This window comes from Pedobacter sp. UBA4863 (assembly GCF_002399615.1).
GTDB lineage: Bacteria > Bacteroidota > Bacteroidia > Sphingobacteriales > Sphingobacteriaceae > Pedobacter.
In genome coordinates, this window is the sequence record NZ_DHDZ01000029.1 from 163,407 (window position 1) to 185,950 (window position 22,544).

The 22,544-nt window shown below is 38.5% G+C and carries 20 protein-coding genes; 9 read left to right on the forward strand and 11 right to left on the reverse strand.

Translation table 11 applies throughout. The annotated features are described in order from the left end of the window. Positions 1-44 precede the first annotated feature (44 nt). Positions 45-851 (forward strand): serine O-acetyltransferase, encoded by an 807-nt coding sequence (locus B3I52_RS06085; protein ID WP_293299547.1) that lies wholly within the window; start codon positions 45-47, stop codon positions 849-851. Positions 852-924: 73 nt separating this feature from the next. Further along, positions 925-1,797, forward strand: coding sequence for a cysteine synthase CysM (gene cysM, locus B3I52_RS06090; RefSeq protein ID WP_293299548.1), 873 nt, complete (start codon positions 925-927; stop codon positions 1,795-1,797). A gap of 446 nt (positions 1,798-2,243) precedes the next feature. On the opposite strand, the gene B3I52_RS06095 is transcribed toward cysM, so the two are convergent. Genes B3I52_RS06095 through B3I52_RS06105 form a run of 3 tightly spaced genes read right to left on the reverse strand, consistent with a single transcriptional unit; the run spans position 2,244 to position 4,452 of the window. Continuing rightward, a complete protein-coding gene (locus tag B3I52_RS06095; RefSeq protein ID WP_293299549.1) occupies positions 2,244-2,807 on the reverse strand; it encodes a ferritin-like domain-containing protein in 564 nt (187 codons plus the stop codon). A gap of 22 nt (positions 2,808-2,829) precedes the next feature. Next, the gene (locus tag B3I52_RS06100) at positions 2,830-3,213 is read right to left on the reverse strand and encodes a hypothetical protein (protein WP_293299550.1); all 384 of its coding nucleotides are present in this window, start codon (positions 3,211-3,213) and stop codon (positions 2,830-2,832) included. A 3-nt stretch (positions 3,214-3,216) separates the two neighbouring features. Beyond that, positions 3,217-4,452: an FtsX-like permease family protein gene (locus B3I52_RS06105; protein ID WP_293299551.1), complete on the reverse strand. Its 1,236-nt coding sequence runs from the start codon at positions 4,450-4,452 to the stop codon at positions 3,217-3,219. Positions 4,453-4,591: 139 nt separating this feature from the next. Between B3I52_RS06105 and B3I52_RS06110 the strand changes: the two genes are divergently transcribed. Both B3I52_RS06110 and B3I52_RS06115 read left to right on the forward strand, forming a co-directional pair. Beyond that, a complete protein-coding gene (locus B3I52_RS06110; RefSeq protein ID WP_293299552.1) occupies positions 4,592-5,080 on the forward strand; it encodes a hypothetical protein in 489 nt (162 codons plus the stop codon). Between the two features lie 7 nt (positions 5,081-5,087). Next, complete coding sequence (locus B3I52_RS06115) at positions 5,088-5,489, forward strand: hypothetical protein (RefSeq protein ID WP_293299553.1); 402 nt, start codon at positions 5,088-5,090, stop codon at positions 5,487-5,489. A gap of 1 nt (position 5,490) precedes the next feature. Here the strand turns inward: B3I52_RS06115 and B3I52_RS06120 are convergent, their stop codons facing one another. The 5 genes from B3I52_RS06120 to B3I52_RS06140 all read right to left on the reverse strand — a co-directional run bounded on the left by B3I52_RS06120 (position 5,491) and on the right by B3I52_RS06140 (position 10,047). Further along, complete coding sequence (locus B3I52_RS06120; protein ID WP_293299554.1) at positions 5,491-6,132, reverse strand: MBL fold metallo-hydrolase; 642 nt, start codon at positions 6,130-6,132, stop codon at positions 5,491-5,493. A gap of 81 nt (positions 6,133-6,213) precedes the next feature. After that, positions 6,214-6,804: a gliding motility lipoprotein GldD gene (gene gldD / locus B3I52_RS06125; protein WP_293299555.1), complete on the reverse strand. Its 591-nt coding sequence runs from the start codon at positions 6,802-6,804 to the stop codon at positions 6,214-6,216. A gap of 82 nt (positions 6,805-6,886) precedes the next feature. Next, positions 6,887-7,636: a shikimate dehydrogenase family protein gene (locus B3I52_RS06130; protein WP_293299556.1), complete on the reverse strand. Its 750-nt coding sequence runs from the start codon at positions 7,634-7,636 to the stop codon at positions 6,887-6,889. A 110-nt stretch (positions 7,637-7,746) separates the two neighbouring features. Then, positions 7,747-8,508, reverse strand: coding sequence for a phosphosulfolactate synthase (locus B3I52_RS06135; RefSeq protein ID WP_293299557.1), 762 nt, complete (start codon positions 8,506-8,508; stop codon positions 7,747-7,749). A 135-nt stretch (positions 8,509-8,643) separates the two neighbouring features. Next, entirely contained in the window at positions 8,644-10,047 is a 1,404-nt protein-coding gene (locus B3I52_RS06140; protein ID WP_293299558.1) for a tetratricopeptide repeat protein, read from the reverse strand. Positions 10,048-10,287: 240 nt separating this feature from the next. On the opposite strand from B3I52_RS06140, the gene B3I52_RS06145 reads away from it, so the two are divergent. Together B3I52_RS06145 and B3I52_RS06150 are read left to right on the forward strand one after the other, a co-directional pair. Continuing rightward, positions 10,288-10,752, forward strand: coding sequence for a nuclear transport factor 2 family protein (locus tag B3I52_RS06145; RefSeq protein WP_293299559.1), 465 nt, complete (start codon positions 10,288-10,290; stop codon positions 10,750-10,752). 295 nt (positions 10,753-11,047) lie between these two features. After that, complete coding sequence (locus B3I52_RS06150; protein ID WP_293299560.1) at positions 11,048-12,589, forward strand: aldehyde dehydrogenase family protein; 1,542 nt, start codon at positions 11,048-11,050, stop codon at positions 12,587-12,589. Between the two features lie 171 nt (positions 12,590-12,760). Here the strand turns inward: B3I52_RS06150 and B3I52_RS06155 are convergent, their stop codons facing one another. After that, positions 12,761-13,426: a GIN domain-containing protein gene (locus B3I52_RS06155; RefSeq protein WP_293299561.1), complete on the reverse strand. Its 666-nt coding sequence runs from the start codon at positions 13,424-13,426 to the stop codon at positions 12,761-12,763. Between the two features lie 537 nt (positions 13,427-13,963). On the opposite strand from B3I52_RS06155, the gene B3I52_RS06160 reads away from it, so the two are divergent. The 3 genes from B3I52_RS06160 (at position 13,964) to B3I52_RS06170 (ending at position 17,441) form a co-directional block, all read left to right on the forward strand. Beyond that, positions 13,964-16,861 (forward strand): DEAD/DEAH box helicase, encoded by a 2,898-nt coding sequence (locus B3I52_RS06160; RefSeq protein ID WP_293299562.1) that lies wholly within the window; start codon positions 13,964-13,966, stop codon positions 16,859-16,861. A gap of 86 nt (positions 16,862-16,947) precedes the next feature. Next, positions 16,948-17,205: a hypothetical protein gene (locus B3I52_RS06165; protein WP_293299563.1), complete on the forward strand. Its 258-nt coding sequence runs from the start codon at positions 16,948-16,950 to the stop codon at positions 17,203-17,205. A gap of 2 nt (positions 17,206-17,207) precedes the next feature. Next, complete coding sequence (locus B3I52_RS06170; RefSeq protein ID WP_293299564.1) at positions 17,208-17,441, forward strand: hypothetical protein; 234 nt, start codon at positions 17,208-17,210, stop codon at positions 17,439-17,441. Positions 17,442-17,505: 64 nt separating this feature from the next. Here the strand turns inward: B3I52_RS06170 and carB are convergent, their stop codons facing one another. Beyond that, complete coding sequence (gene carB, locus B3I52_RS06175; protein WP_293299565.1) at positions 17,506-20,403, reverse strand: carbamoyl-phosphate synthase large subunit; 2,898 nt, start codon at positions 20,401-20,403, stop codon at positions 17,506-17,508. Positions 20,404-21,155: 752 nt separating this feature from the next. After that, positions 21,156-21,794, reverse strand: a complete 639-nt coding sequence (locus tag B3I52_RS06180; protein ID WP_293299566.1) for a DUF6266 family protein — start codon at positions 21,792-21,794, stop codon at positions 21,156-21,158. Between the last annotated feature and the right edge of the window lie 750 nt (positions 21,795-22,544).

The window sequence follows — 22,544 nt, forward strand, 5'->3', positions numbered from 1 at the left end:
AAAATACTAACTTTGTAAGCTTACTATATTATTTTTTTAAAACCTTGAAAACAAATTTTTTAAATACAATTATACAACGGCAAAACCAGCAGCAAGTAGTACCGTCAAACCAAACTATTGCGCATTGGGCCCAAACGCTGCTCAACTTAATTTTTCCGGAGAGAGGTGCTTCTACCAATTATGACCAAGAAGCATTAAAAGGCGTTTTCTTTGAATTAAAAGAAGAGTTGCAGTTGATATTAAAATTTACAAAAGGTTGTGGTAAAAATGAGCATAGAGAGATTGCGGAGACTTTTTTTGATTGTTTACCCGAAATTTACAGGAAACTAACCACAGATTTAACGGCCATTGTAGAGGGAGACCCTGCGGCAAAAAGCGAGTTCGAGATTATTAGGTGCTATCCGGGATTTTTTGCCATTGCCATGTATCGTTTTGCGCATCAATTACATTTGTTGGGCGTGCCGCATATTCCTCGTATCATTACCGAATATGCACATACTACTACGGGAATTGATATTCATCCGGCAGCCAAAATAGGTGAATATTTGTATATAGACCATGGCACAGGCTTGGTAATAGGTGAGACCACGGTAATTGGAAATTATGTGAAATTATATCAAGGCGTTACCTTAGGTGCGCTAAGTGTAGATAAATCCAAATCTAGTTCTAAAAGGCATCCCACCATTGGCAACCATGTAATTATTTATTCTGGTGCCACCATTTTAGGTGGAGAAACTTTTGTTGGCGATTATAGTGTTATTGGTGGCAATGTTTGGCTAACTAAAAGTATTCCAGAAGGCTCAACAGTTTACCATCAGGCAGAAATTAAAATTAAGGAAAAGAATAGTTGATAGTTTACTAGACGATGGTTAAAAAAGTTGGAGCGTCTTAAATCAGTTATTACCTGTAAAACTATAAAAAAATATGAAAACCATTATAGATTGTATTGGAAATACCCCTTTGGCAGAAATAAGGTATTTGAATACCAACCCCAATGTTAAAATTTATGCTAAGCTAGAAGGGAATAATCCGGGTGGAAGTGTAAAGGATAGGGCTGCGTTAAATATGATACGCAGTGCAATGGAGCGGGGAGAAGTGGCTCAAAACACGAAATTAATTGAAGCAACCAGCGGAAATACAGGCATTGCTTTAGCTATGATTGCCTCGATTTACGGTATTGAAATTGAATTGGTCATGCCATCAAGTTCTACAAGAGAACGTACTTTAACCATGGAAGCCTTTGGCGCAAAGGTAACTTTACTAGATTCTATAGAAATTTGTAGAGATTATGCCGAGGAAAAAGGTGCTAAGCCTGGCTATTTTTTGTTAAATCAATTTGCTAACCCTGATAATTATTTAGCGCATTATAAAACCACAGGTCCAGAAATTTGGGGCGAAACCGAAGGGAAAATTACGCATTTTGTAAGTAGTATGGGAACTACTGGCAGCATTATGGGCAATTCTAGGTATTTAAAGGAAAAGAATCCCGCTATTCAAATTGTAGGTTGTCAGCCTACGGAGGACTCGTCTATTCCTGGTATTCGTCGTTGGCCTATCGAATATTTGCCAAAAATTTATGAACCTGAAAGGGTAGATCGAATTATGGATGTTTCGCAGCAAGATGCCACATTTGCCGCAAGGGCATTGGCAAAAAGAGAGGGTGTTTTTGCCGGGATGAGTAGTGGCGGTGCTTTTCATTGTGCCTTGCAGTTAGCTGAAGAATTAGCAAGTGGCCTAATTGTGTTTATTGCATGCGATAGGGGAGATAGGTATTTAAGCAGTGATTTGTTTGGTTAACGGACAGGATATTTAACGTGATTTATGGTCGTTTTTTATTGAAAAGTGAGCGACCAAAATGAAGGGAAAATTATTGGCTACCTACCAATTGGTATAGGTTGCGCCTTTGCTTTGAAGCCAGAGTTAATGCAATTACATCGCTACCACAAAGGCCGATTTTAAGTCAATTTAGTAGTTTTTACTGAGACTATCGCTCAATGTCATTAAGTTAACGTGAGTTTTGGGTCTTAATTTAGCTAAACAGACCCTGACCACGAAGTAGCTGCGAAGCAAAATAAATTCAGCGCTTGCTCGGAGTATCGGAGGTGACGGTAAATTGGCGTTTCGTCTCCCGAAATTAATTCGGGACTAGCTTTTAAGGTTCTATCTAATTATTTTTTTAATCAACATAGCCTTAAGCGTTTGATTTACAGTGCAAAATATCTAAAACTCACGTTAATATAGGCTTATTTTTTGCAATAATCGCCAGAGTTTTCGGGCGCTTTCTTGTGGTTTAAATCAACATTGTTGTAGCTGGTATTTGCGCCCCAAGAAAATATTTTCTCAAAAAAAGGAAGCAATTTATCGTCCTTTACCTGTGCTAAAAAGTAAACTTCATGTTCTTTTTCCTTAATTCCCATTTCGTACAAAATAAGGTCGTGTTTGTAAATGCCAATGCTGTTAAAGTATTGGCGCATTCTAAAATACTCGCATACGTTGCCGCTTTCTAGCTTTCCGGCAAAGAAAAAAGGCATAAACCTACCAATTACATAACATAGGCCCGAAATAGTTTTGCCTATAATGTGGTATTTAAATTCGTAAAATTTAGAGATAGGAATTTCGTATTCCCTCATGATTTCTAGTACCTCTTTTCGGTGTTCCCATTCATCTATTTCAATTTGCTTTACCGCTGCTTTTTGTTCGGCAGTATTTACATTTTCGGCATGGCCAATGTAGGCAAAGGCCGCTGCTTTTTCTGCCGAATAAGCTTGCTGTAAAAGTTTGGTTAAAGCACGATGATTGATTTTCAAGAGCGTAAAAGCTTGGGTTTAGTTACTGGTTACAAGGGCCTTCGGGGATTTCTTTGCTTATTTTGAGCAATTTAGTGACCACCATTGTAGAGTCGTAACCACCAGTTATGGTAGCAGTATCTGATTTTACCAAGTGTGCTTCTACCTCTATATATACAGGGGTATATGGTTTTTCGAAGCCTAAATTGTTATACGCTAGCTCTAAGTTTTTAGCACTGTCTATTACCCAATACTCACGGCTTTCATCGCAGTCGGTAAATGATTTTACTTCTGGACCAAAGCTATATAGGCCTTTTAAGGTAACAGACTTGCCTTTTTCTTGCTCCGAATTTTTATTGTTGCTACAAGACCAAATTAAGGCCATAGCAAATAATAACACACCAACTAATTTACTACCACTATACATAGGCTAAAGATCTTGATTAATACGATCTATCTTCTTAATGCTTAAATTTGATGCCAAACTTGAAGCGATGAAAGAAAAAAAGGCAACAGTAACAAAAACTAGTACAAAATCTTTCCATTTTAAAGCAATGGGGTAAGCGTTTGAAAACATAAAATTTGCATCGCCCATTTTTACCCAACCAAACTTTTGTTGTAGCAGGCAAAAAGTTAATCCTATTAATATGCCAAAGATACAACCAATAAGTGTGATCATCATGCCTTCGGCTAAAAAAATTCGCCTAATTAAACGTTTTCCTGCTCCTAAACTGCTTAATACCGATATATCTTTTTGTTTATCGATCACCAACATGGTTAGCGAGCCAATAATGTTAAAAATTGCAATAATTAAAATAAAGGTAAGGATGATGTAAACCATCCATTTTTCTGAGCCGAGCAGGTTGTAGAGCGTTTGGTTTTGTTCAATTCTGTTTTTTACTACATAGTTACTGCCTAAATCTGCAGACATTTTCGCTTTTAGCTTTTCGGTGTCTATGTTTGGCTGTACATTAATTTCTATGGCCGATATATTTTTAGGCTCGCCCAACAACTCCCGGGCAAAGCTTAACGGAACAATTAACAAGTTATCAAAATCTTGCTGTACTTCAAAAACACCTGCGGGCGCAATGCTTAGCATGGTAAAGTCATCCATGGGGTTAACCGCATTTCCGGTAGCACCTTTTTTTGGAGAAAAAACTTGCAGCTGCTCAAACGGATCGGCAGGGTTGGTATCTAAAAAAGCTTGCAGTGCCGAGCCTACTACCGCTTGGGGCTGGCCAATTTTGTTTGCTAGTACAAAAGTGCCATCGAGCATAATGGTGTCTAGACTTTTGTTTTTTAAAAAATCGCTGCTTACACCTTTTATAACTGCTGGGGTTTGTTTGGTATTATATCTTACTAGGGCATTTTCTGCCAATACTTCTGTAAAAGAATAAATTTTTTTATCCTTTTTTAATTGGTTAAAATAAGTGGTATTGGGATCAAAGGTTTTGCCTTTGGCCGGTGCCACTAAAATTTGGGGCGTAATGCTGTTGAACATTTTAAGCACCGTTTCCTCAAAACCGTTGAATACAGATAGAATGATAACTAAGGCCGCACTGCCCACCATTACGCCCAGCATAGAAATTGCCGAAATGATGTTGATGGCATTGGTAGATTTTTTTGCAAAAAGGTACCTGCGGGCAATATAGATAGCGGTGTTCACTGTGGGTAAAGATAGGGAAAAACCCCCAACCCCTAAAGGGGAGTTATGCTTTAGGTTTAAAGGCGCAAGGTTCTTAAAGAATAAAATTTGCTAATATGGTCAACATGTATTTTCTTTAAAGTTTATTTATTCCTGTCCCATGAAAAAATGCAGTATCTGCCATGTTGCTTTTATACTTTTAGTAAGTATTAGTTACGCTTTTGCTCAAGACGGTAATATTGCTTACTGGAAACCAAAAATCATAGACTTCACCACTGGTACACCTTTAGAAACGGCCAACATTTCTATTAACAAAAAAGTAGATTACCCAATTGGCAACAATGGTTTAGCCAATATTCCACTAAACAAAATTAACGAAGGAGACAGCATTTTTGTGAGTTGTATGGGATATCAAACATCCAGTTTTTACGTTCAAAACAAGAAAAACTTACGCAATACAATTGAACTTACACCAGTGAGTTATGGGCTTAAAGAGGTTGAAATTTCAAAGAGTAAAAATAAATTTAAAGAAATAACTGTTGGCACACAAGCCTTTACTATTACCAGTGTAGGGGTTTATTACAATAGTAGCTTTGGTCTTTACATCAATAATAAAGATAAAAAAAACGGGCTTCATCAAAGCGGTTAATATTAGGATGTTTGACCGTGCTGATGGTATAGAAATGCCATTTAGGTTAAGGTTATATAAAAAAGAATCTGGAGAAACCTTTCCAAGATTAGAACTAATGGAGCCAATGATTGTGCAAAATGTTAAAAAGAAGCGATGGTTTACTGTTGATATTTCTTACCTAGGTATTAGGCTACCAGAAGAGGGCTTTTTTATTGTTGTTGAAATATTAGGTAAAGAATATTACAGTGGTAAATTGGTAAAGTCATTCGGCTGGTACGTAAACCAAATTCCTAATTTCGGTGCAACTACTTTCCCCAAAGCTTATAATAAAGATAATTATTCGATTATTAAGAGAGACAACAAAAAATGGATTTTATATAAAAATGACGAATATCAGCTCCAGGCTAAAATTATAGAGGAGCGATAAACTACCCCACCAAAAACGGGTTATTCACTTTTTCGTAGCCAATGGTGGTGCTTGGACCATGTCCAGGGAATACTTCACAATCATCTGGCAAAGCAAATACATTGGTTTTAATGCTTTCTATTAACTGCTGGTGGTTGCCGCCTGGCAAATCTGTACGGCCAATACTGCGGAAGAACAACACATCGCCACCTATTAAAAAATTTTCTGCTTTGGCATAGAAGCATAAATGTGCTGGTGAATGGCCTGGCGCAAAAACCAACTCCAATTCACTGTTACCAAAAGTAACTGTTCCGGTTTCTGCTAAAAAAACTTCTGGCTCTGGCGATACTTCGTATTTAAAGCCCATTTGTGGGGCATAGCTCACCACGCTGTGCAACAAGGGCAATTCGCCTTTATGAAACTGCGGTTTTAAACCCCATTGGTCGAAAACAAACTTGTTGCCCAGCACATGATCGATATGGCAATGTGTATTTAACAACAAAACAGGTTTTAATCCTTTTTCGGCAATAAAATTTACCAACCGATTTTGTTCGCTACCCTCGTACATTCCCGGATCTATAATTACACACTCGCCAGTTTCGTCAAATAAAACGTACGTGTTTTCTTGGTAAGGGTTAAAAGTGAATTGTTGTATGTTTATCATGTTGTTTTAAGGTTGAAACGTTAAAAGAGTTGTAAAGTTATAACGTTTCAATTTTACAACGTTACAACATTTCAACCTAAATTACCTCTTCCACTGAAACGTTTCGATCAGCTTATCAATATCTTGTTTAATAAATTTAATAACAGGCTGTATGGAATCGTATTGCGGACGCTCGTTGAAATACAGTGCACCACGCAAGTAATGGTTTACGCTATCGGTTAAAAAAAACTGAACTGACGATGCCGTATTGCCTTCTATACTGTAATAAATGCCATAAACTTTCTTGTCTGGATAGTTGATGATGCGTTGGTCAATGGCATCGGCCTTAATGGTATGTTTCATGGCCAAGCTACGGGCATTCTCGGTCATCTCGTTGTAGGTTTTTGCCGAAAAAACATCGTAGTAAGTAAGGTGCAATACCCCGTTAAACTGGGTGAAGTTTAAGTTTTTCCAGCAAGGTTGTGCGTTTTTATCGGTATCGGCAGCTATTTGAGTATAAGTAGGATAACTAAAAGTATAAGGGCAGGCACCCTCAAAAAGTTGGTATTTTTTTTCGGGAAAGTTAATGCGGAAATAGCCTTTGGGCTTGGGCATAGCAACTTTCTCATTACTACATGAGGCTAATGTTGCTGCCAGCAATATCAAACAAAAAAGACGAAGTAATAAACTCATACTTATGTGATGATGTGAAAATACGGTATTGTATTATAGGCTTTGTGCTTTACATGGTCTAATCATCGCCATCTGCTAATGATCAAATTTGCTCATTCCAAATTTCCCAAGAACGCTCGGCTTGTAAATGTAGCATTTCTAAGCCGTTCTTTATAGTTGCGCCCTGTGCTTTTGCTTTCGTTAAAAATGCAGTTTCTTCGGGGTTATAAACTAAATCGTAGGCCAAATGTTTTTGGTTAAGGTGTTGGTACGGGATAGGGGGAAACGATTCGGTATTTGGAAGCATGCCCAACGGAGTAGTGTTTACCAAAATGGTATATTCTTCTAGTACTTCTTTAGTTACGCTAGAGTAAAGTACGGCATTGGGCTGTACATTTCTAACTACCGAGATAAAAGGAATTTGCAGCTGGTTAAAGATGTATTTTACGGCCTGTGCCGCACCGCCATCGCCAAATATTAAGGCCTTGATATGGTGAGGTTTTAATAGTGGTTTTAACGATTCTTTAAAACCGTAGGCATCGGTGTTGTAGCCTTTTAAAATTGGTTTTTCTCCAGATTGGTCTATACGGATACAGTTTACGGCACCAATTTTCTCGGCGGCCTCATCTAGTTCGCTTAAGTAGGGCATTACGGCTACCTTGTGGGGTATAGTTACATTTAGTCCGCAAAGTAGTGGATCTGCCTCAATTAAATCAAGTACATCTTTTGCCTGCGGTATGGGGTGAAGCTCGTACCTGCAATTTGCTATGTTTTCTTTCTTAAACTTATCTGCAAAAAATTGTTTAGAAAAAGATGCGGAAAGCGGAAAGCCAATTAAACCAAAAGTTCTCATAAAAGAAATATAGTCGTTGCTCTTCCAGTTCTTATTGGAAGAGCCAATTTTGTTCTGTGGGGATAGGTTGAAGAACCTCTCCCGTAAATTTGAACAAAGGTGTATTAAATTTATTTATTTAAGAAATAATCGAAGGTGTCGCCACGTAAGCCTAAGCGAATGGTTTCTAAAGGAATTACTTCTGCTGGGGCAATGTTACCTAAGTTTACATTAGATCCAATTAATTTGATGAACCACACTTGTTGTTCTTTTTGTGGGGCTTCCCAAATGATCCGTTCATCTGGTATTTGTGTTAAAATTTCGTCAACCAAGCCTTCTCTAACCTCTCCAGTACCACGGTAAATGCCCACATTTCCGCCTTCCCTTGCTTCGGCAATTACTTTCCAGGAGCCTGCTTCTATTTCGGCTTTCATGAGCTGTATCCACTTGTATGGCGCAAAAATCTTGGCGGCATCTTTAGAGCCAACTTCAGAAATTACGGTTACTTGTTTGGCCAATTTGGCAATATATTCGCACTTTTCTTCGTGGTTAATATCCATAGAGCCGTCAGAAACTTCGGCGTATTCCATTCCAAATTTTTCCAATACTCTTTGGTAGTCTTCAAATTGGTTTCTAATGGTGAAAGCTTCGAATAAAGTGCCCCCAAAATAAACGGGAATACCTGCGCTGCGGTATAATGCTAATTTTTCTTTTAAGTTAGGGGTTACGAACGATGTTGCCCAACCTAATTTCACGATATCTGTATGCACTCCTGCAACCTCTATAAAATCTTCAACCTGCCTTAAACTTAAGCCTTTGTCCATCACCATGGTTAATCCTTTTTGGCGTGGTTTGCTTGTACGTTCAGGAATGTTGTTTAAAGTATAATTCATCTATTTCAATATTATGCTTTCATTGTTAAGTTGGCATTTTCGAATAATTGTTAGCCTACTCAGAGGGCGTCTTAACGGGTGCAAAGTTAAAAAACTCTACCTTTTTTTAGGTACTTATTGCGGTTAAGTTTCGTTTTATTTAATGTAATTGTTAATTATGGCTACAATAGCGCTATTGCTTTGTAGTTGTGGCAAATACTCAAATAAAATGTAGTGTTTATCAGGGTCTATTTGTAAAGCAGTTTGTAGGTAATCTATACCCTCTTGTGGCTTGCCCAGCGCAAATAAATAGGCAACTGTTCTGTAGTAAAGCTCTGCCGCATCCGGATTGTTCTTAATTGCCTCTAACATGGTTTCGGCAGCTTCTACCAGTCTGCCCTGCTCATACAAAACGGTACAGAAATCTAGCCAAGCTTCTATGTCTAAAGGGTTAAATTCCAACACTTTGTGGTAAGCTTCAATCGAATCGTTTATTTGGCCTAGTTTATAATGGGCATCGGCCATGGCAAACCAAAAATCGGCATTTTCATCTTCAAGTTCTAGTGCTTTTTTGTAGAAATGCAGTGATTCGAAAAACCGCTCCTCAAAATTTAAGGTAACGCCAATACCAAACCAAGCATCGGCCATTTTAGGATCCATTTTAACCGATTTTTTATAATACGCCCTTGCTTCGTCCATTTGCTCTAGCTTTTCGTAGCATTCGCCAATGGCGCAATAGGTGTCTGCATTTGGTGGTTCGTATTCAAAAGTTTGTTTGTAAACCTCAATGGCCTCTTCGTATTTGTCTAGCTGTACTAAAGCGTTTCCTTTGTTAAAATAGGCTGATGAAAAATTTTCTTTAATTAGAATGGCATAGTCATAAGCGTCGATAGATTTCTCGTAAAGTTCTAGCTTGTGGAAAGAGTTTGCTAAGTTGTACCAAGCCGCATAAGAGTAGGGGTCGCTGTCTATGTATTCTTGATAAAACTTAATGCTTTCTTCCTGTTTATCTAAAATGTCATAACAAAAAGCCAGCTCGTAAAGCCCGTCTTTGTTTTCCATATTTTGCTCTAAGCTGCGCTTGATATAGACAATGGCATTCTCATAATCGTGCATGTTTTGGTAAACATAGGCCATTTGCAATAAAATCTCATCCGTAGTTTCTGCCAGGCCCAAGGCTCTTTCGTAGTTCTCCAAAGCTTCCGAGTGGCGATCCATGTTTTGGTAGATATTGCCCCTAAGTACATAAATGTCGGCTTCAGAAGCTTCTAACATCTCTGCCTTATCGAGGGCGGCAAATGCCTTGTTTATCTCGTTGGTAAACAGCAGCAATTGTGCCTGCTTAATTAAAAAAACAGCAGCATAAGGGTGCTGATTGAGCGCAAAATCAATTACTTGCAACGCCTTTACCGGATCGTTCTTTTCTATATAGTTATCTATGATATACTCAAAAGCCTGCGCATCAAAAAAGTACTGGTCTTCGTTACGGATCATCTCTTCGTAACGCTTTACAGAATTTTCCGCATCTTCATTAAAATCAAAATCAAATTCTTCTTCCATCTTTTCGCATCTTTAAAAGAACAGCCCTAATTGCTTAGTATTACACTATAAGTTTACGCTAATTTATAAATAGGGCAATAAAATAATTATCAACATACACACAATGGGCAACTCAAATATTTATAAATAAAAGATTTAGGCAGATTAGTGTGTGGATGGAGATAGCCCTAATTTACAGGGATGTTCTTTAATGATTACAAATTTCGATATATTTAGTTTTAAAAAGGTAAGACTAAAGTCATGAAAAAAATACGTATCATTTTGTTAATGCTGTTGGCGACAGCGGTAAATACACTGCATGCACAACAAAATAATGAAGAAGAAGCTATTAAAAAGGCAATTAATCAACTGTTCGATGGGATGAGAAAAGCGGATAGCACATTGATAAAAGCCGTTTTTAATGAAGGCGCAATTTTACAGACCATTGCCAAGAATAAGGAAGGGAAAACTTTGTTAAGGACAGAAAAGCTAAATGATTTTGTTGCCAGCATTGCGCAAGTACGTAACGTAGTTTTAGATGAGCGTATAGTTTTTACCAAAATTCTAATAGACGATAAATTGGCCAGTGTTTGGACAGATTATCGGTTTTTTATTGGCGACAAGTTTAGCCACTGCGGCGTTAACTCTTTTCAGTTGGTAAAAATTGGTGACACTTGGAAAATTGTTTATTTGATAGATACAAGGAGAAAAGAAAACTGCAATTAAAGATAGCAAAATTCTTTTCTCTTGTACTGGTAGGTTAAATTGTTGGATGGTTTTCTCGGATTTTCATAAATTTTAAACGCCTGTTTAAATTTCATATAAAGAAAGCACATAGACCATGGGTTGCGCATAATATATTTTGACACCCTTGCCAAACACCTCCTGTAAAATAAGCCCTCCATTTTTAACAGTTGCTATGTATCCCACAAAGGCAACAGTTGCTGTGGTAAAAAACAATCGAAAAAACTCTTTTTCAATTTTATTTTTTGTTGATTTGTATATACCAGCTTAAAAAAATATGAAACCAGATATTAGTTCAATTTTAGCGCAATTAGGTATTGCAGGCTTTAACCCTTCGTACAGTACCGGCAGCAAATGGAGCCACGCGGCCGATGGTGCGCACATTCACAGCATGTCGCCAGTTGATGGCGAAAAAATAGCCTCGGTTTTTGCGGCTTCGACCAAAGAATACGACCATGTAGTTAGCACTGCTCAAGAAGCCTATCCATACTGGAGCAAAGTGCCGGCACCTAAGCGAGGAGAAATTGTGCGTCAGTTTGGCGATGCGCTGCGTAAACAGAAAAATGCGCTGGGTACTTTAGTTTCGTACGAAATGGGCAAAAGCTTGCAGGAAGGCTTGGGCGAAGTGCAGGAAATGATAGACATTTGCGATTTTGCAGTAGGTTTATCGAGACAGTTGTATGGGCTAACTATGCACAGCGAACGCCCTAGCCACCGCATGTACGAACAATGGCATCCGCTTGGTGTGGTAGGCATTATTTCTGCCTTTAACTTTCCTGTTGCCGTTTGGAGCTGGAATGCTGCATTAGCTTGGGTGTGTGGCAATGTTTGCATTTGGAAACCATCAGAAAAAACACCCATTACCGCCATTGCCTGCCAACGCATAGCAGAAGAAGTTTTTGCCGCAAACGATATCCCAGAGGGAGTTTCTAACTTAATTATTGGCGATGCCGAAATTGGTAAACTGTTAAGTGCCGATACGCGTGTGCCATTAATTTCGGCTACGGGATCTACCCGAATGGGCAAAGCTGTGGCTATGCAAGTGGCCAACCGTTTGGGCAAAACTATTTTAGAGTTGGGCGGTAACAATGCCATCATCATCTCTAAAGATGCTGATTTAGACATGTCGTTAATTGGGGCGGTTTTTGGCGCCGTGGGCACTGCTGGGCAACGTTGTACCACCACTCGCCGTTTAATCATCCACGAAAGTGTTTACGAAACTTTTAAAGCCAAATTGGTAAAAGCTTACGGGCAATTGCGCATTGGTAATCCGTTAGACCAAAATAACCATGTAGGGCCGCTAATTGATAAAGATGCGGTAAAAGCCTATTTAGCTGCTATAGAAAAATGCAAAGCCGAAGGCGGTAGATTTGTGGTTGAAGGTGGTGTGTTAGCAGGCAATGAATATAGCTCTGGCTGTTACGTTAAACCTTGCATTGCCGAGGTAGAAAATCATTACGAAATTGTACAGCACGAAACTTTTGCCCCAATTCTTTATTTAATTAAGTACAATGATTTGGAAGAGGCAATTGCCTTGCAAAATGGTGTTCCACAAGGTTTATCTTCGGCTATTATGACCTTAAACTTGCGTGAAGCCGAATTATTTTTATCGGCTCAAGGCTCTGATTGTGGTATTGCCAATGTAAACATAGGCACTTCTGGTGCAGAAATTGGTGGCGCTTTTGGTGGCGAAAAAGAAACTGGTGGTGGTAGAGAAAGTGGCTCTGACGCGTGGCGTGCTTACATGCGCAGACAAACCAATACCATTAATTATTCGGATACTTTGCCGTTAGCACAGGGCATTAAGTTTGATTTGTAACCCTCCGATTTATCGGAGCAGGCTCTAAATCCTCTAAAGGGGACTTGCGAAGTTGCATAAAAGAGCGCCCGTTGATATGGGCGCTCTTTTTAAATATATGATGGAGTTGTTATTTTAATTTTTTCAAAAGCCCCTTTAGAGCTTGTTCCGATATATCGGAGGGTTGTGGTGCTATCTGGTCAAAAACATATCATTATTTGTGGCAATTGCCGCTAAAGTATTAGCCACTACCTTTGCTTGTGCCCTATAAGCAGGAGCAATAGATTTAACATCAGAATGGCCAGCTACAAAGTTGCCTGTAGTCATTTTTGCCGAAGTACCCATTAAAGCATAGAGCTCTTCTGTAGTGCCGCTTAGCTTTAAGCTTGCTTGGTCTTTTACCGAAGTGAAAAGATTTACGGTGTTGGCATTAATGTCGGCAGTTGCTTTGTCTTTTAATAACACCTCTAAACTTAAAAAGTTAATTTTTCCGTAAGTTTTTACTGTTGCGTTATCGCTAGCCTCAATAGCTGCGATGTTGCGTACATAAACGGTTACTGTTAAAGGCGTAGCTTCGAAAGAACTGATGCGCAATACGCCTTCTTTTTGCTGTACCAACGCGTTTTTAGCATAATAGTTATCGTACACTTTAACACTTTCGGTTGGTGCTTGCATTACAAACACTTCCACATTGCCCGATACTACAATCTTGTTGATACCTTTCACCTCTTTCAATATGGTGAAATTATTTTCTTTGGTGTTTTTAACATTTTCTTTTGCATCTGTTGCAAATGCCGAAGTAGTTAGGCTTGCTACACTTAGTACTACGGCGAATAAATTTTTAATAGCAGTTTTCATGATTTTAATATTTTTATCTTTTTATATTCTGTTAATTGTCAACCTTTTCAGGATGTTTACGGATATAAGACTGTGTGAAAACAAAAAGGTTGCATGCATACTTAGCGTTTTATACCACAAGCAGTTAACCTTAGACCAACGCCTGTAATTTTTCGACCAACGGGCACCCTTTTTTCGGGTAATTGGGTAGTGGCTACTCGTTTTCTTGAAAATTTGTGAGTTGCTTCTTGGTAAATGCAGTTTCGGTTTTTGCTGCCACCAATGGAACCTTTGATATAGAAGGTATGCCGTAAATTTTTGTAGCAAACTTGCCGGCTAAACCCGACAGCGCCAAATAGCCCGCAAAGTAGCGTAGCGAAATGAGGACTATGGGCAATGGCGGGACTTGCTTAGATAGATGTAGCGTAGCTTCTTTTCAACTAAAACACACTGGCACACCTCTAAATTGCCTTAGCTTTTGCTTTGAAAAAACAACTATTTGGCGTAAGTTTAAAGATTTTTATCAGCGTACCTTTTAATAAATTTTTTCTTTAAGCAATGTTACGAGTAAATAGTTCAGCACCCTGCAAAATCGTGTATTCATTATGTAAACACGATTATTTGGGCTATTTAATCGAACCACATATTGTTCAGCTCAATCCGCAGGGCGATTTCTCCTTAACCTACCAGCGCTTGTTTACACACACGGCGCAAGAGTTTGCAAAACATCTTACCGATTTAGATTTTAAACTCATTAAAATTTTGGACGAAACCGAGCAGGATTTCATCATTAAGAAATATTACAAAAAAGCCATTAGGCCATTTGAGTTTTTTAGCAAGTTTTACGACCAGAAGTTTTACGATAGCGTAAGGCCAAAAATAGAGAAAAAACTGGTAGAGGTTTTAGAAATACTGAAAACCAAAGACGGCTTATATTTAATGGATAAGGATGGCTGGCCCGCAGAAAGAAAAATAGAATTGGCTACCGAAGCTACGACCATTTTGTTTCATTTTCGTAGAAACGAAGTGGAAACCCGTTACTTTCCAACCCTTAAGTATCAGGGGCTGCGTATAGATTTTATGTTTAAAGAAGCACAAGTAATTTGTAACCAACCAGCTTGGTTGCTGTTAAACGATGTAATGTATTTTTTTGAGCAAGATTTTGAAGGTAAAAAACTGACACCTTTCCTCAACAAAAGATACATTACCATACCCAAAGCGACTGAGGAAACCTATTTTGAGAAGTTTGTAGCGCCGCTCATAGAAAAATACCACGTTTATGCCGAAGGTTTTGACATTAAGACCGAAAAACACGAGCCAAAAGCAACCATAAAAGTAATTTACGTAGAAAGTGGCGTATCGCAAATACAGCTTTATTTTAACTATGGCGAATACTCCTTTGCCATGGGCAATGAACATAAAGTTACCGTTAGGCTGCATAAAAATGGTGATAATTATACCTTTGCCCGTGTTAAGCGAAACCTAGCTTGGGAAAAAGAACAATTTAACTTTCTAACCAATTTGGGGTTAAAAAAAGTCAGTGCGCTTTTTCATCATTTAGAATTACCAGTTTTAGCAGAAAACCACGATGCTTCTTACGCCATTATTAGTTGGGTAAACGAGCATATTGATATATTAACAGCGCAAGGTTTTGAAGTAGAACAAGCTAACAGTGCCAAACGGTTTGTGTTGGGCAGTAATAAAATAGATTTCGAAATTAAGCAGGATAATGATTGGTTTGACATTAACGCCATTGTTTACTTTGGTATTCATCCCATCCCATTTATTGCCCTAAAGCAGCATATACTCCATAAAAAAAGAGAATTTGTTTTGCCTGATGGCGAAATAGCCATTATTCCCGAAAAATGGTTTACACAATACAGCAGCTTATTTAGCTTGGCCGATGGTGGAAAAAATCTAAAACTTAAAAAATACCATATTGGCTTAATTAATGATTTGGCAGAAGATAGCATTACCAACGTTACGCTTGATAGAAAACTGCAAAAACTGAACGATTTTGAACAGATCGATGATTTTTCGATGCCGGTGAATTTTAAAGGCGATTTGCGCCACTACCAAAAAGCTGGTTACAATTGGTTTAGTTTTTTACGCGAATATAATTTTGGTGGCTGCCTAGCCGACGATATGGGTTTGGGTAAAACCATACAAACCTTGGCAATGCTACAAAAAATGAAAGAAGAAGAGGCGCAGCAAGGGAGCAATAGTACCTCGCTCATTGTTATGCCCACTTCCTTAATTTACAACTGGTTTAACGAAGCAAAAAAATTTACGCCATCACTAAAAATTTTGGCCCATACCGGAACAAATAGAAATAAAGACGTAGCGCATTTTAGCAAGTACGATGTGGTAATTACTACTTATGGCATTACTAGGGTAGATGCCGATGTGTTGCAGGGGTTTTATTTCAACTACATTATTCTTGATGAGAGCCAGAATATTAAAAACCCCTCTTCTAAGTCTTTTAAAGCAGTACGGCTATTAAAATCGAGGCACAAGTTGGTGCTAAGTGGTACGCCGATAGAAAACTCTGTAAGCGATTTATGGACACAGCTTACTTTCCTAAACCCCGGTTTGTTGGGTACGCAAGCTTTTTTTAATGAAGAATACGTGCAAGCTATAGAAAAACGTAAGGACGAAGAGAAGGCGAAGAAATTACAGGCCATTATTAAACCCTTTGTATTGCGTAGAACCAAAGAGCAAGTAGCCTCTGAGCTGCCCCCTAAAACCGAACACATTTTTTATTGTGATATGAGTGAAGACCAAGCGGCGTATTACGAAAAAACCAAATCTGCTTACCGTAACGATTTGCTAAGTAGCATGGACAACGGTACCTATGCAAAAAAACAAATCCAGCTCTTGCAAGGTTTAACTGCCTTGCGCCAATTGGCCAACCACCCGGTAATGATCGACGAAGAATATACTTCCGATTCTGGTAAATTCGAAAATGTAATGCACACTTTAGATAACGTGCTAAAAGGCGGACATAAGGTGCTCATTTTTTCACAGTTTGTAAAGCATTTGGCTGTTTTTAGGAAACATCTCGAAAAAGAACAAATTAGCTACGCTTATTTAGATGGCGCCACAAAAAACAGAGGGGAGGTGGTTACAGATTTTCAGCAAAACGAAGCATTAAGGGTGTTTTTAATTTCGTTGAAAGCAGGCGGGGTAGGTTTAAACTTAACCCAAGCCGATTATGTGTTTATTCTAGACCCGTGGTGGAACCCCGCCATAGAGCAACAAGCCATTGACCGTACACATCGTATTGGGCAAGATAAGAAGGTATTCATCTACAAATTTATATCAAAAGATACCGTAGAAGAAAAGATTTTAGCGCTGCAACGACGTAAGAAATCGTTGGCAAGCTCGTTAATTACCACCGAAGAAAGCTTCTTTAAATCGTTAAGTAAAGACGATATTAGAGATCTTTTGGCGTAAAAGCCCAAATACTGCCCAAAGGGAAAGCCTTGCCGATGCCTACGAGGATAAATATTTTTATTTTTGACCTTAAATTTTAACTTAAAATGCAGCCTTTCGATTTAGAGCTTAACAATAGCAATTACGCAGTTTTCCCAGAGGGAAATGAAATTTATACCATTTATAAAGACGGCAAAGAGTACGTTCAAATTCAAAAAGATGAGGGCGAACAATGGATTAAATTTGATGCAGAAACGGGTACGCCAGTTTTTGAACAAGATGAAGAAGTAAATGCCTTGGGGAGGTTAATTGTGGCCTACAAAGAAGAGCCCGAAGAAGATGAAGATAACGAAGAGGAGGTTTAACAATGGAAGAATCATTTCACTTTAAACTTCGTGGACTTATTTACGAAGTAATACCCGAAGAGGATGATACCTACACTATTTTTAGAATGGGCGATGAATATCTTCAAATTTTGAAGAACAAGAATAACAAATGGATGCGTATTGATTATAAAACCGATTTGCCCATTGTAGAAGAAAATGATGAAGTAGAAGATATCGGGAATATTATAGATCGGTATTTGGCAAAAAAACAATAAAAAAAGTCCCTTAACATTACGCTAAGGGACTTTTTTTATACTATTTAAGCTTTGGGCTTTTCGCTTATTTCGACAAATACAGCGATTTAACCTTCACTAAGCTGCGGAAGTAAGGATCTTCCAAATCTTTGATGAAACGGATCGCTTCGCCAGTAGATTTCATTTCTGGACCTAATTCTTTGGCAACCTCTGGGAATTTCTCATAAGAGAACACAGGCTCTTTAATGGCATAGCCAGTTAGCTTGCGCTCAATATTGAAATCTTTCAGTTTATTTACGCCTAACATTACCCTGGCCGCAATATTAATGTAAGGTACATCGTAAGCCTTAGCAATAAAAGGCACCGTACGCGAAGCACGTGGGTTAGCCTCAATTACATATACTTTTTCGTCTTTAACCGCAAATTGGATATTTAATAAACCAATTACATTCAAAGCTTTTGCAATTTTTTTCGAGTAGTTTTCCATATCGGCAATTACCTTGTTAGATAAGCTGAACGGAGGTAACACGGCACTTGAATCTCCCGAGTGGATACCCGCAGGCTCAATGTGTTCCATTAAACCAACAATGTGTACGTCATCGCCATCGCAAATCGAGTCAGATTCAGTTTCTTCGGCCCTGTCTAAGAAGTGGTCAATTAACACACGGTTGCCAGGTAGGTCGCCTAATAAATTAACTACCGCTTTTTCTAAGTCTTCGTCGTTAATTACAATGCTCATGCCCTGTCCGCCCAATACATAACTAGGGCGTACCAATACCGGATAACCCACTTCGTTAGCTACTTTAATTGCTTCCTCAGCGTTTTCGGCAACACCATATTTTGGATAAGGAATATCTAATTCTTTCAATAAATCTGAGAAACTACCACGATCTTCGGCAATATCCATGTTCTCGTAAGAAGTACCAATGATGCGGATATTGTTTTCATGCAGCTTTTCAGCCATTTTTAAGGCGGTTTGACCACCTAACTGAACAATTACACCAATTGGGTTCTCTAAATCGATAATTTCGCGTACGTGCTCCCAGAAAACAGGCTCGAAATAAAGTTTATCGGCCATGTTAAAATCGGTACTTACCGTTTCTGGGTTACAGTTAATCATGATTGACTCGAAACCATTCTCTTTGGCTGCCAATAAGCCGTGTACACACGAGTAATCGAACTCTATACCCTGACCAATACGGTTAGGGCCCGAACCCAATACAATTACTTTTTTCTTATCAGAAACAACAGATTCGTTAGTGCCCAATTCCTCTCCATCAGCTAAAACTTCGCCAGTTACCAACGAAATTTGTTGTGGCGCTTCTTCAAAAGTAGAGTAGAAGTAAGGGGTTTGAGCAGCAAATTCTGCCGCACAAGTGTCCACCATTTTGTAAGCTCTTCTAATATTTAGCTCTTTACGGCGGTTGTAAACCTCATCTTCGGTTACATTGCCTAAAACGTAGGCAATTTGTATATCAGAGAAACCTTTTTGCTTTAAATTGAAGAAGAAATCTCTTGGAATATTGGTTAACGAGTAGCGTTTCAACTCTGTTTCTAAAGCCACCAGTTCTTGTATCTGATTTAAGAACCACTTGTCAATCTTGGTTACCTTACGGATAGATTCTAGTGGCACGCCCATACTCATGGCATCTTTAACCAAGAATACACGGTTCCAGCTTGGATGCTGCAAGCCATGCATAATCTCTTCGATGTCGCGTTTTTGACGGCCATCTGCACCAATGCCGGCACGGCCAATCTCTAAACTCTGACAAGCTTTTTGCAATGCCTCGATAAAGCTGCGGCCAATACCCATTACCTCGCCTACAGCTTTCATCTGTAAGCCTAGTTCTAGGTTAGCGCCTTTAAATTTATCGAAGTTAAAACGAGGGATTTTTACAATTACGTAATCTAAAGTTGGCTCAAAGTAGGCCGAAGTAGTTTTGGTAATTTGGTTTTCGATTTCGTCTAAGTTGTAACCGATAGCCAATTTAGCGGCAATTTTAGCAATTGGATAACCAGTTGCTTTACTCGCTAAGGCCGATGAACGAGATACACGTGGGTTAATCTCGATAGCGATGATGTCGTCGTTATCTGGGTTTACCGAAAACTGTACGTTACAACCACCTGCAAAATTACCAATGGCACGCATCATTTTGATGGCTTGGTTACGCATTTCCTGGTAGCAACGATCAGATAAAGTCATTGCAGGTGCAACAGTGATCGAGTCTCCGGTGTGGATACCCATTGGATCAAAGTTCTCGATAGAACAAATGATAATCACGTTGTCGTTGCTATCACGCAATAACTCCAATTCGTATTCTTTCCAGCCTAAAACCGCTTGCTCTACCAAAACCTCGTGGGTTGGCGAAGCTTCTAAGCCGCGTTTAAGGGCTGCATCAAAATCTTCTTTTTTGTGAACGAAACCACCGCCAGAACCACCAAGGGTGTAAGAAGGACGAATTACCAATGGAAACCCTATTTCTTGTGCCGCTTCTTTGCCTTCTAAGAAAGAGTTGGCAATTTTCGAAGGTGCAACACCTACGCCTATATCAACCATTAATTGACGAAACGATTCTCTGTTTTCAGTTTTGTCAATGGCAGCAACGTCAACGCCAATAATTCTAACCTGGTGCTTTTTCCACAAACCCCTTTCTTCGGCGTCAACGCAAAGGTTTAATGCCGTTTGTCCGCCCATGGTAGGCAATACAGCATCAATAGTAGGTAAATCAGGGTTGTTTTTGTGCTCAATTAAAATCTCTTCAATCGAATCTAATGTCAAAGGTTTTAAATAAACATGGTCACCAATAACCTTGTCGGTCATAATGGTGGCCGGATTGGAGTTAATAATCGAAACCTTAATTCCTTCTTCTTTTAAAGAAAGAGCGGCTTGAGAACCAGAGTAATCAAATTCGCAGGCTTGTCCGATAATAATAGGGCCAGATCCGATAATCAATACTGAATTGATGGAAGTGTCTTTAGGCATGTGGGGTTTTTAAAAAAAAGTCTAAAGTGATAGTCTAAATTGACCGATAGCTGGGAGAATTCCTGTGCTATAAAACGAAAAATCCCAACATCTCTGTCGGGATGCAAAGATACAATTTGCTGCTCAAATTTTTGAGGTTTATTTTAAAAAATATCCGTTTCTTAATTTGTTGATTTTTTACCGGGCCTTGCATACCGGGTTAAGCACATCCCATGCTTGCCAAGCAATTAAATTTTTAAAACCCAATTTCAACACTGGTTCTTTGTGTTGAAAAAGGTGTGGTAGTATAGGGGTGTGTTTTTTATCTATCTTACTTTCAGTTGTTTGTGTTTGTTTAAAAAATAGTACACTGTCTGTTAAATAGTGCTGTTTGTCAGTTTTATGTTGTTAAAATGGCTTAAAGAATGGGCTTGTTTTTGTAAAAGCAGCAGTGTTTAATAATTAATTTCAGCCACTTTTTTATTGTTATCAGCCAAAAAGGTCATGTTAGCGTCATGAAAGATATAATTGTAAAATATTGGCAGCAATGTTGTAATAAAGGCAAACAAATACAGTTATATAAATGTTGTTAAAACAGATGGTGATAACAATAATATAAAATTGATCTAAAGCATCCTCGCAAGAGGGTATTCTTCATAAATAGTTTGTTTGGTTTATTTTCCGGTAGGCGTAGTTTCCTACCGGAATTTTTTTTTAGCCCTTTTTTATAAGTTTCGCAGTTTTAAGCTAAATTGCCTTTTGAATAAACTGATTTAGCCAGTAAATGTATTAATGCTGCCCAAGTATTGACTGTCAGATTGCTGAGAGCGATCGGCAGCAATGAATCCAATATATACGTGGAGCAATGTGTGCTGTAAATCTAAAGGCAGTGTAAGCTTCAGTTGCGCTACTTTTCTTAGGGGACCATCATAAACTAAACTCATGCCCTGTAATTTTTCAGCATCGTAAGCCAGTAAAATCAATTGGTCGTTTAAGTTGGTACGTCCATGGTTTTCCCAGGTAATGGTTAAAGTGTCTTTTGTGAATGCGCTTATTTTAGGGTTAAGCGCTTGTGGTAATTTGCCTCCGCTAATTTTAAGGAGTGTTGGCTCTATTATAAAACTCCCTTCTTGCTGTATTAGCGCATTTTTATAAGTGTACGAAACTGCTGCTCTTAAACCACCTGTTGCTGTATAATAATTTTTAAAGCCAACCTTTAGCAAGGCTCTAAATGATTTTAAGGCCTCGTTTACCGTTTTAAATTTTTGTTGATTTAGCAGTTCTTTCGAGGTGAATTTTTTAGGAACGCTTGGAGCCGCTCTCATGTGATAACGGTTGCCTGAAGCATAGCCAACCACAGTACCTACTTTGCCAGAAAAGCCACCTAAAATGCCATTAATAATACGTGCCATGATAAAGTTTTTTTAAGAGTTAATTGATGCTGTTATTCTAAGTTAATCATTTTCTGTAACTTATAGGTAATTTAGAAGAAGCTTACTCAAATTTAACTCATTACTTACTTACTTGTTTAGCGAGTAAGTAGCGAGTGAGTAGCGAGTGAACACCGAGTAAAGACCGAGTGAATATAAAACAAAGTATGAAGAAACCTTTGATTAAAATAGACCAGAAAGCTAACCTTAATTTGCTGCAGTTTTTTGTATGTTTTGTTGGCTAAAGGCCACAAGCTTTATGGAGCTTTCATTATTCATGTTTTATTTATTTTTATAGGTATGAATCAACTCGCAAGCTCGGTTCTTTGAACTACTGATATTTACAACAACAGGATTTAATAGTGATGGCTATACTCTACCGTTGTGATTTGCTTTCATTATTCATGTTTTTATTTATTTTATAGGTATGAATGAACTCGCAAGCTCGGTTCTTTGAACTACTGATATTTACAACAACGAATTAAGGATGGTCGTGTTCCGTATTTAAGTTGTGATTTGCTTTCATTATTCATGTTTTATTTATTTTTATAGGTATGAATGAACTCGCAAGCTCGGTTCTTTGAACTACTGATATTTACAACAACCGCCGTCCTGTTTACCATAAACCGGAGCCGGTTGTGATTTGCTTTCATTCTTTGAACTACTGATATTTACAACAACAATCCTAGCGACAGGGCAAAGGCATTGCAGGTTGTGATTTGCTTTCATTCT

What these genes read in the sequence shown, in the direction of transcription:
- B3I52_RS06115 (WP_293299553.1), top strand. Translation starts at nt 5,088, where the DNA reads ATGTTTGACCGTGCTGATGGTATAGAAATGCCATTTAGGTTAAGGTTA.
- B3I52_RS06100 (WP_293299550.1), bottom strand. Translation starts at nt 3,213, where the DNA reads ATGTATAGTGGTAGTAAATTAGTTGGTGTGTTATTATTTGCTATGGCC.
- B3I52_RS06160 (WP_293299562.1), top strand. Translation starts at nt 13,964, where the DNA reads ATGTTACGAGTAAATAGTTCAGCACCCTGCAAAATCGTGTATTCATTA.
- cysM (WP_293299548.1), top strand. Translation starts at nt 925, where the DNA reads ATGAAAACCATTATAGATTGTATTGGAAATACCCCTTTGGCAGAAATA.
- B3I52_RS06140 (WP_293299558.1), bottom strand. Translation starts at nt 10,047, where the DNA reads ATGGAAGAAGAATTTGATTTTGATTTTAATGAAGATGCGGAAAATTCT.
- B3I52_RS06180 (WP_293299566.1), bottom strand. Translation starts at nt 21,794, where the DNA reads ATGGCACGTATTATTAATGGCATTTTAGGTGGCTTTTCTGGCAAAGTA.
- B3I52_RS06110 (WP_293299552.1), top strand. Translation starts at nt 4,592, where the DNA reads ATGAAAAAATGCAGTATCTGCCATGTTGCTTTTATACTTTTAGTAAGT.
- B3I52_RS06170 (WP_293299564.1), top strand. Translation starts at nt 17,208, where the DNA reads ATGGAAGAATCATTTCACTTTAAACTTCGTGGACTTATTTACGAAGTA.
- carB (WP_293299565.1), bottom strand. Translation starts at nt 20,403, where the DNA reads ATGCCTAAAGACACTTCCATCAATTCAGTATTGATTATCGGATCTGGC.
- B3I52_RS06120 (WP_293299554.1), bottom strand. Translation starts at nt 6,132, where the DNA reads ATGATAAACATACAACAATTCACTTTTAACCCTTACCAAGAAAACACG.
- B3I52_RS06165 (WP_293299563.1), top strand. Translation starts at nt 16,948, where the DNA reads ATGCAGCCTTTCGATTTAGAGCTTAACAATAGCAATTACGCAGTTTTC.
- B3I52_RS06135 (WP_293299557.1), bottom strand. Translation starts at nt 8,508, where the DNA reads ATGAATTATACTTTAAACAACATTCCTGAACGTACAAGCAAACCACGC.
- B3I52_RS06150 (WP_293299560.1), top strand. Translation starts at nt 11,048, where the DNA reads ATGAAACCAGATATTAGTTCAATTTTAGCGCAATTAGGTATTGCAGGC.
- B3I52_RS06130 (WP_293299556.1), bottom strand. Translation starts at nt 7,636, where the DNA reads ATGAGAACTTTTGGTTTAATTGGCTTTCCGCTTTCCGCATCTTTTTCT.
- B3I52_RS06145 (WP_293299559.1), top strand. Translation starts at nt 10,288, where the DNA reads ATGAAAAAAATACGTATCATTTTGTTAATGCTGTTGGCGACAGCGGTA.
- gldD (WP_293299555.1), bottom strand. Translation starts at nt 6,804, where the DNA reads ATGAGTTTATTACTTCGTCTTTTTTGTTTGATATTGCTGGCAGCAACA.
- B3I52_RS06155 (WP_293299561.1), bottom strand. Translation starts at nt 13,426, where the DNA reads ATGAAAACTGCTATTAAAAATTTATTCGCCGTAGTACTAAGTGTAGCA.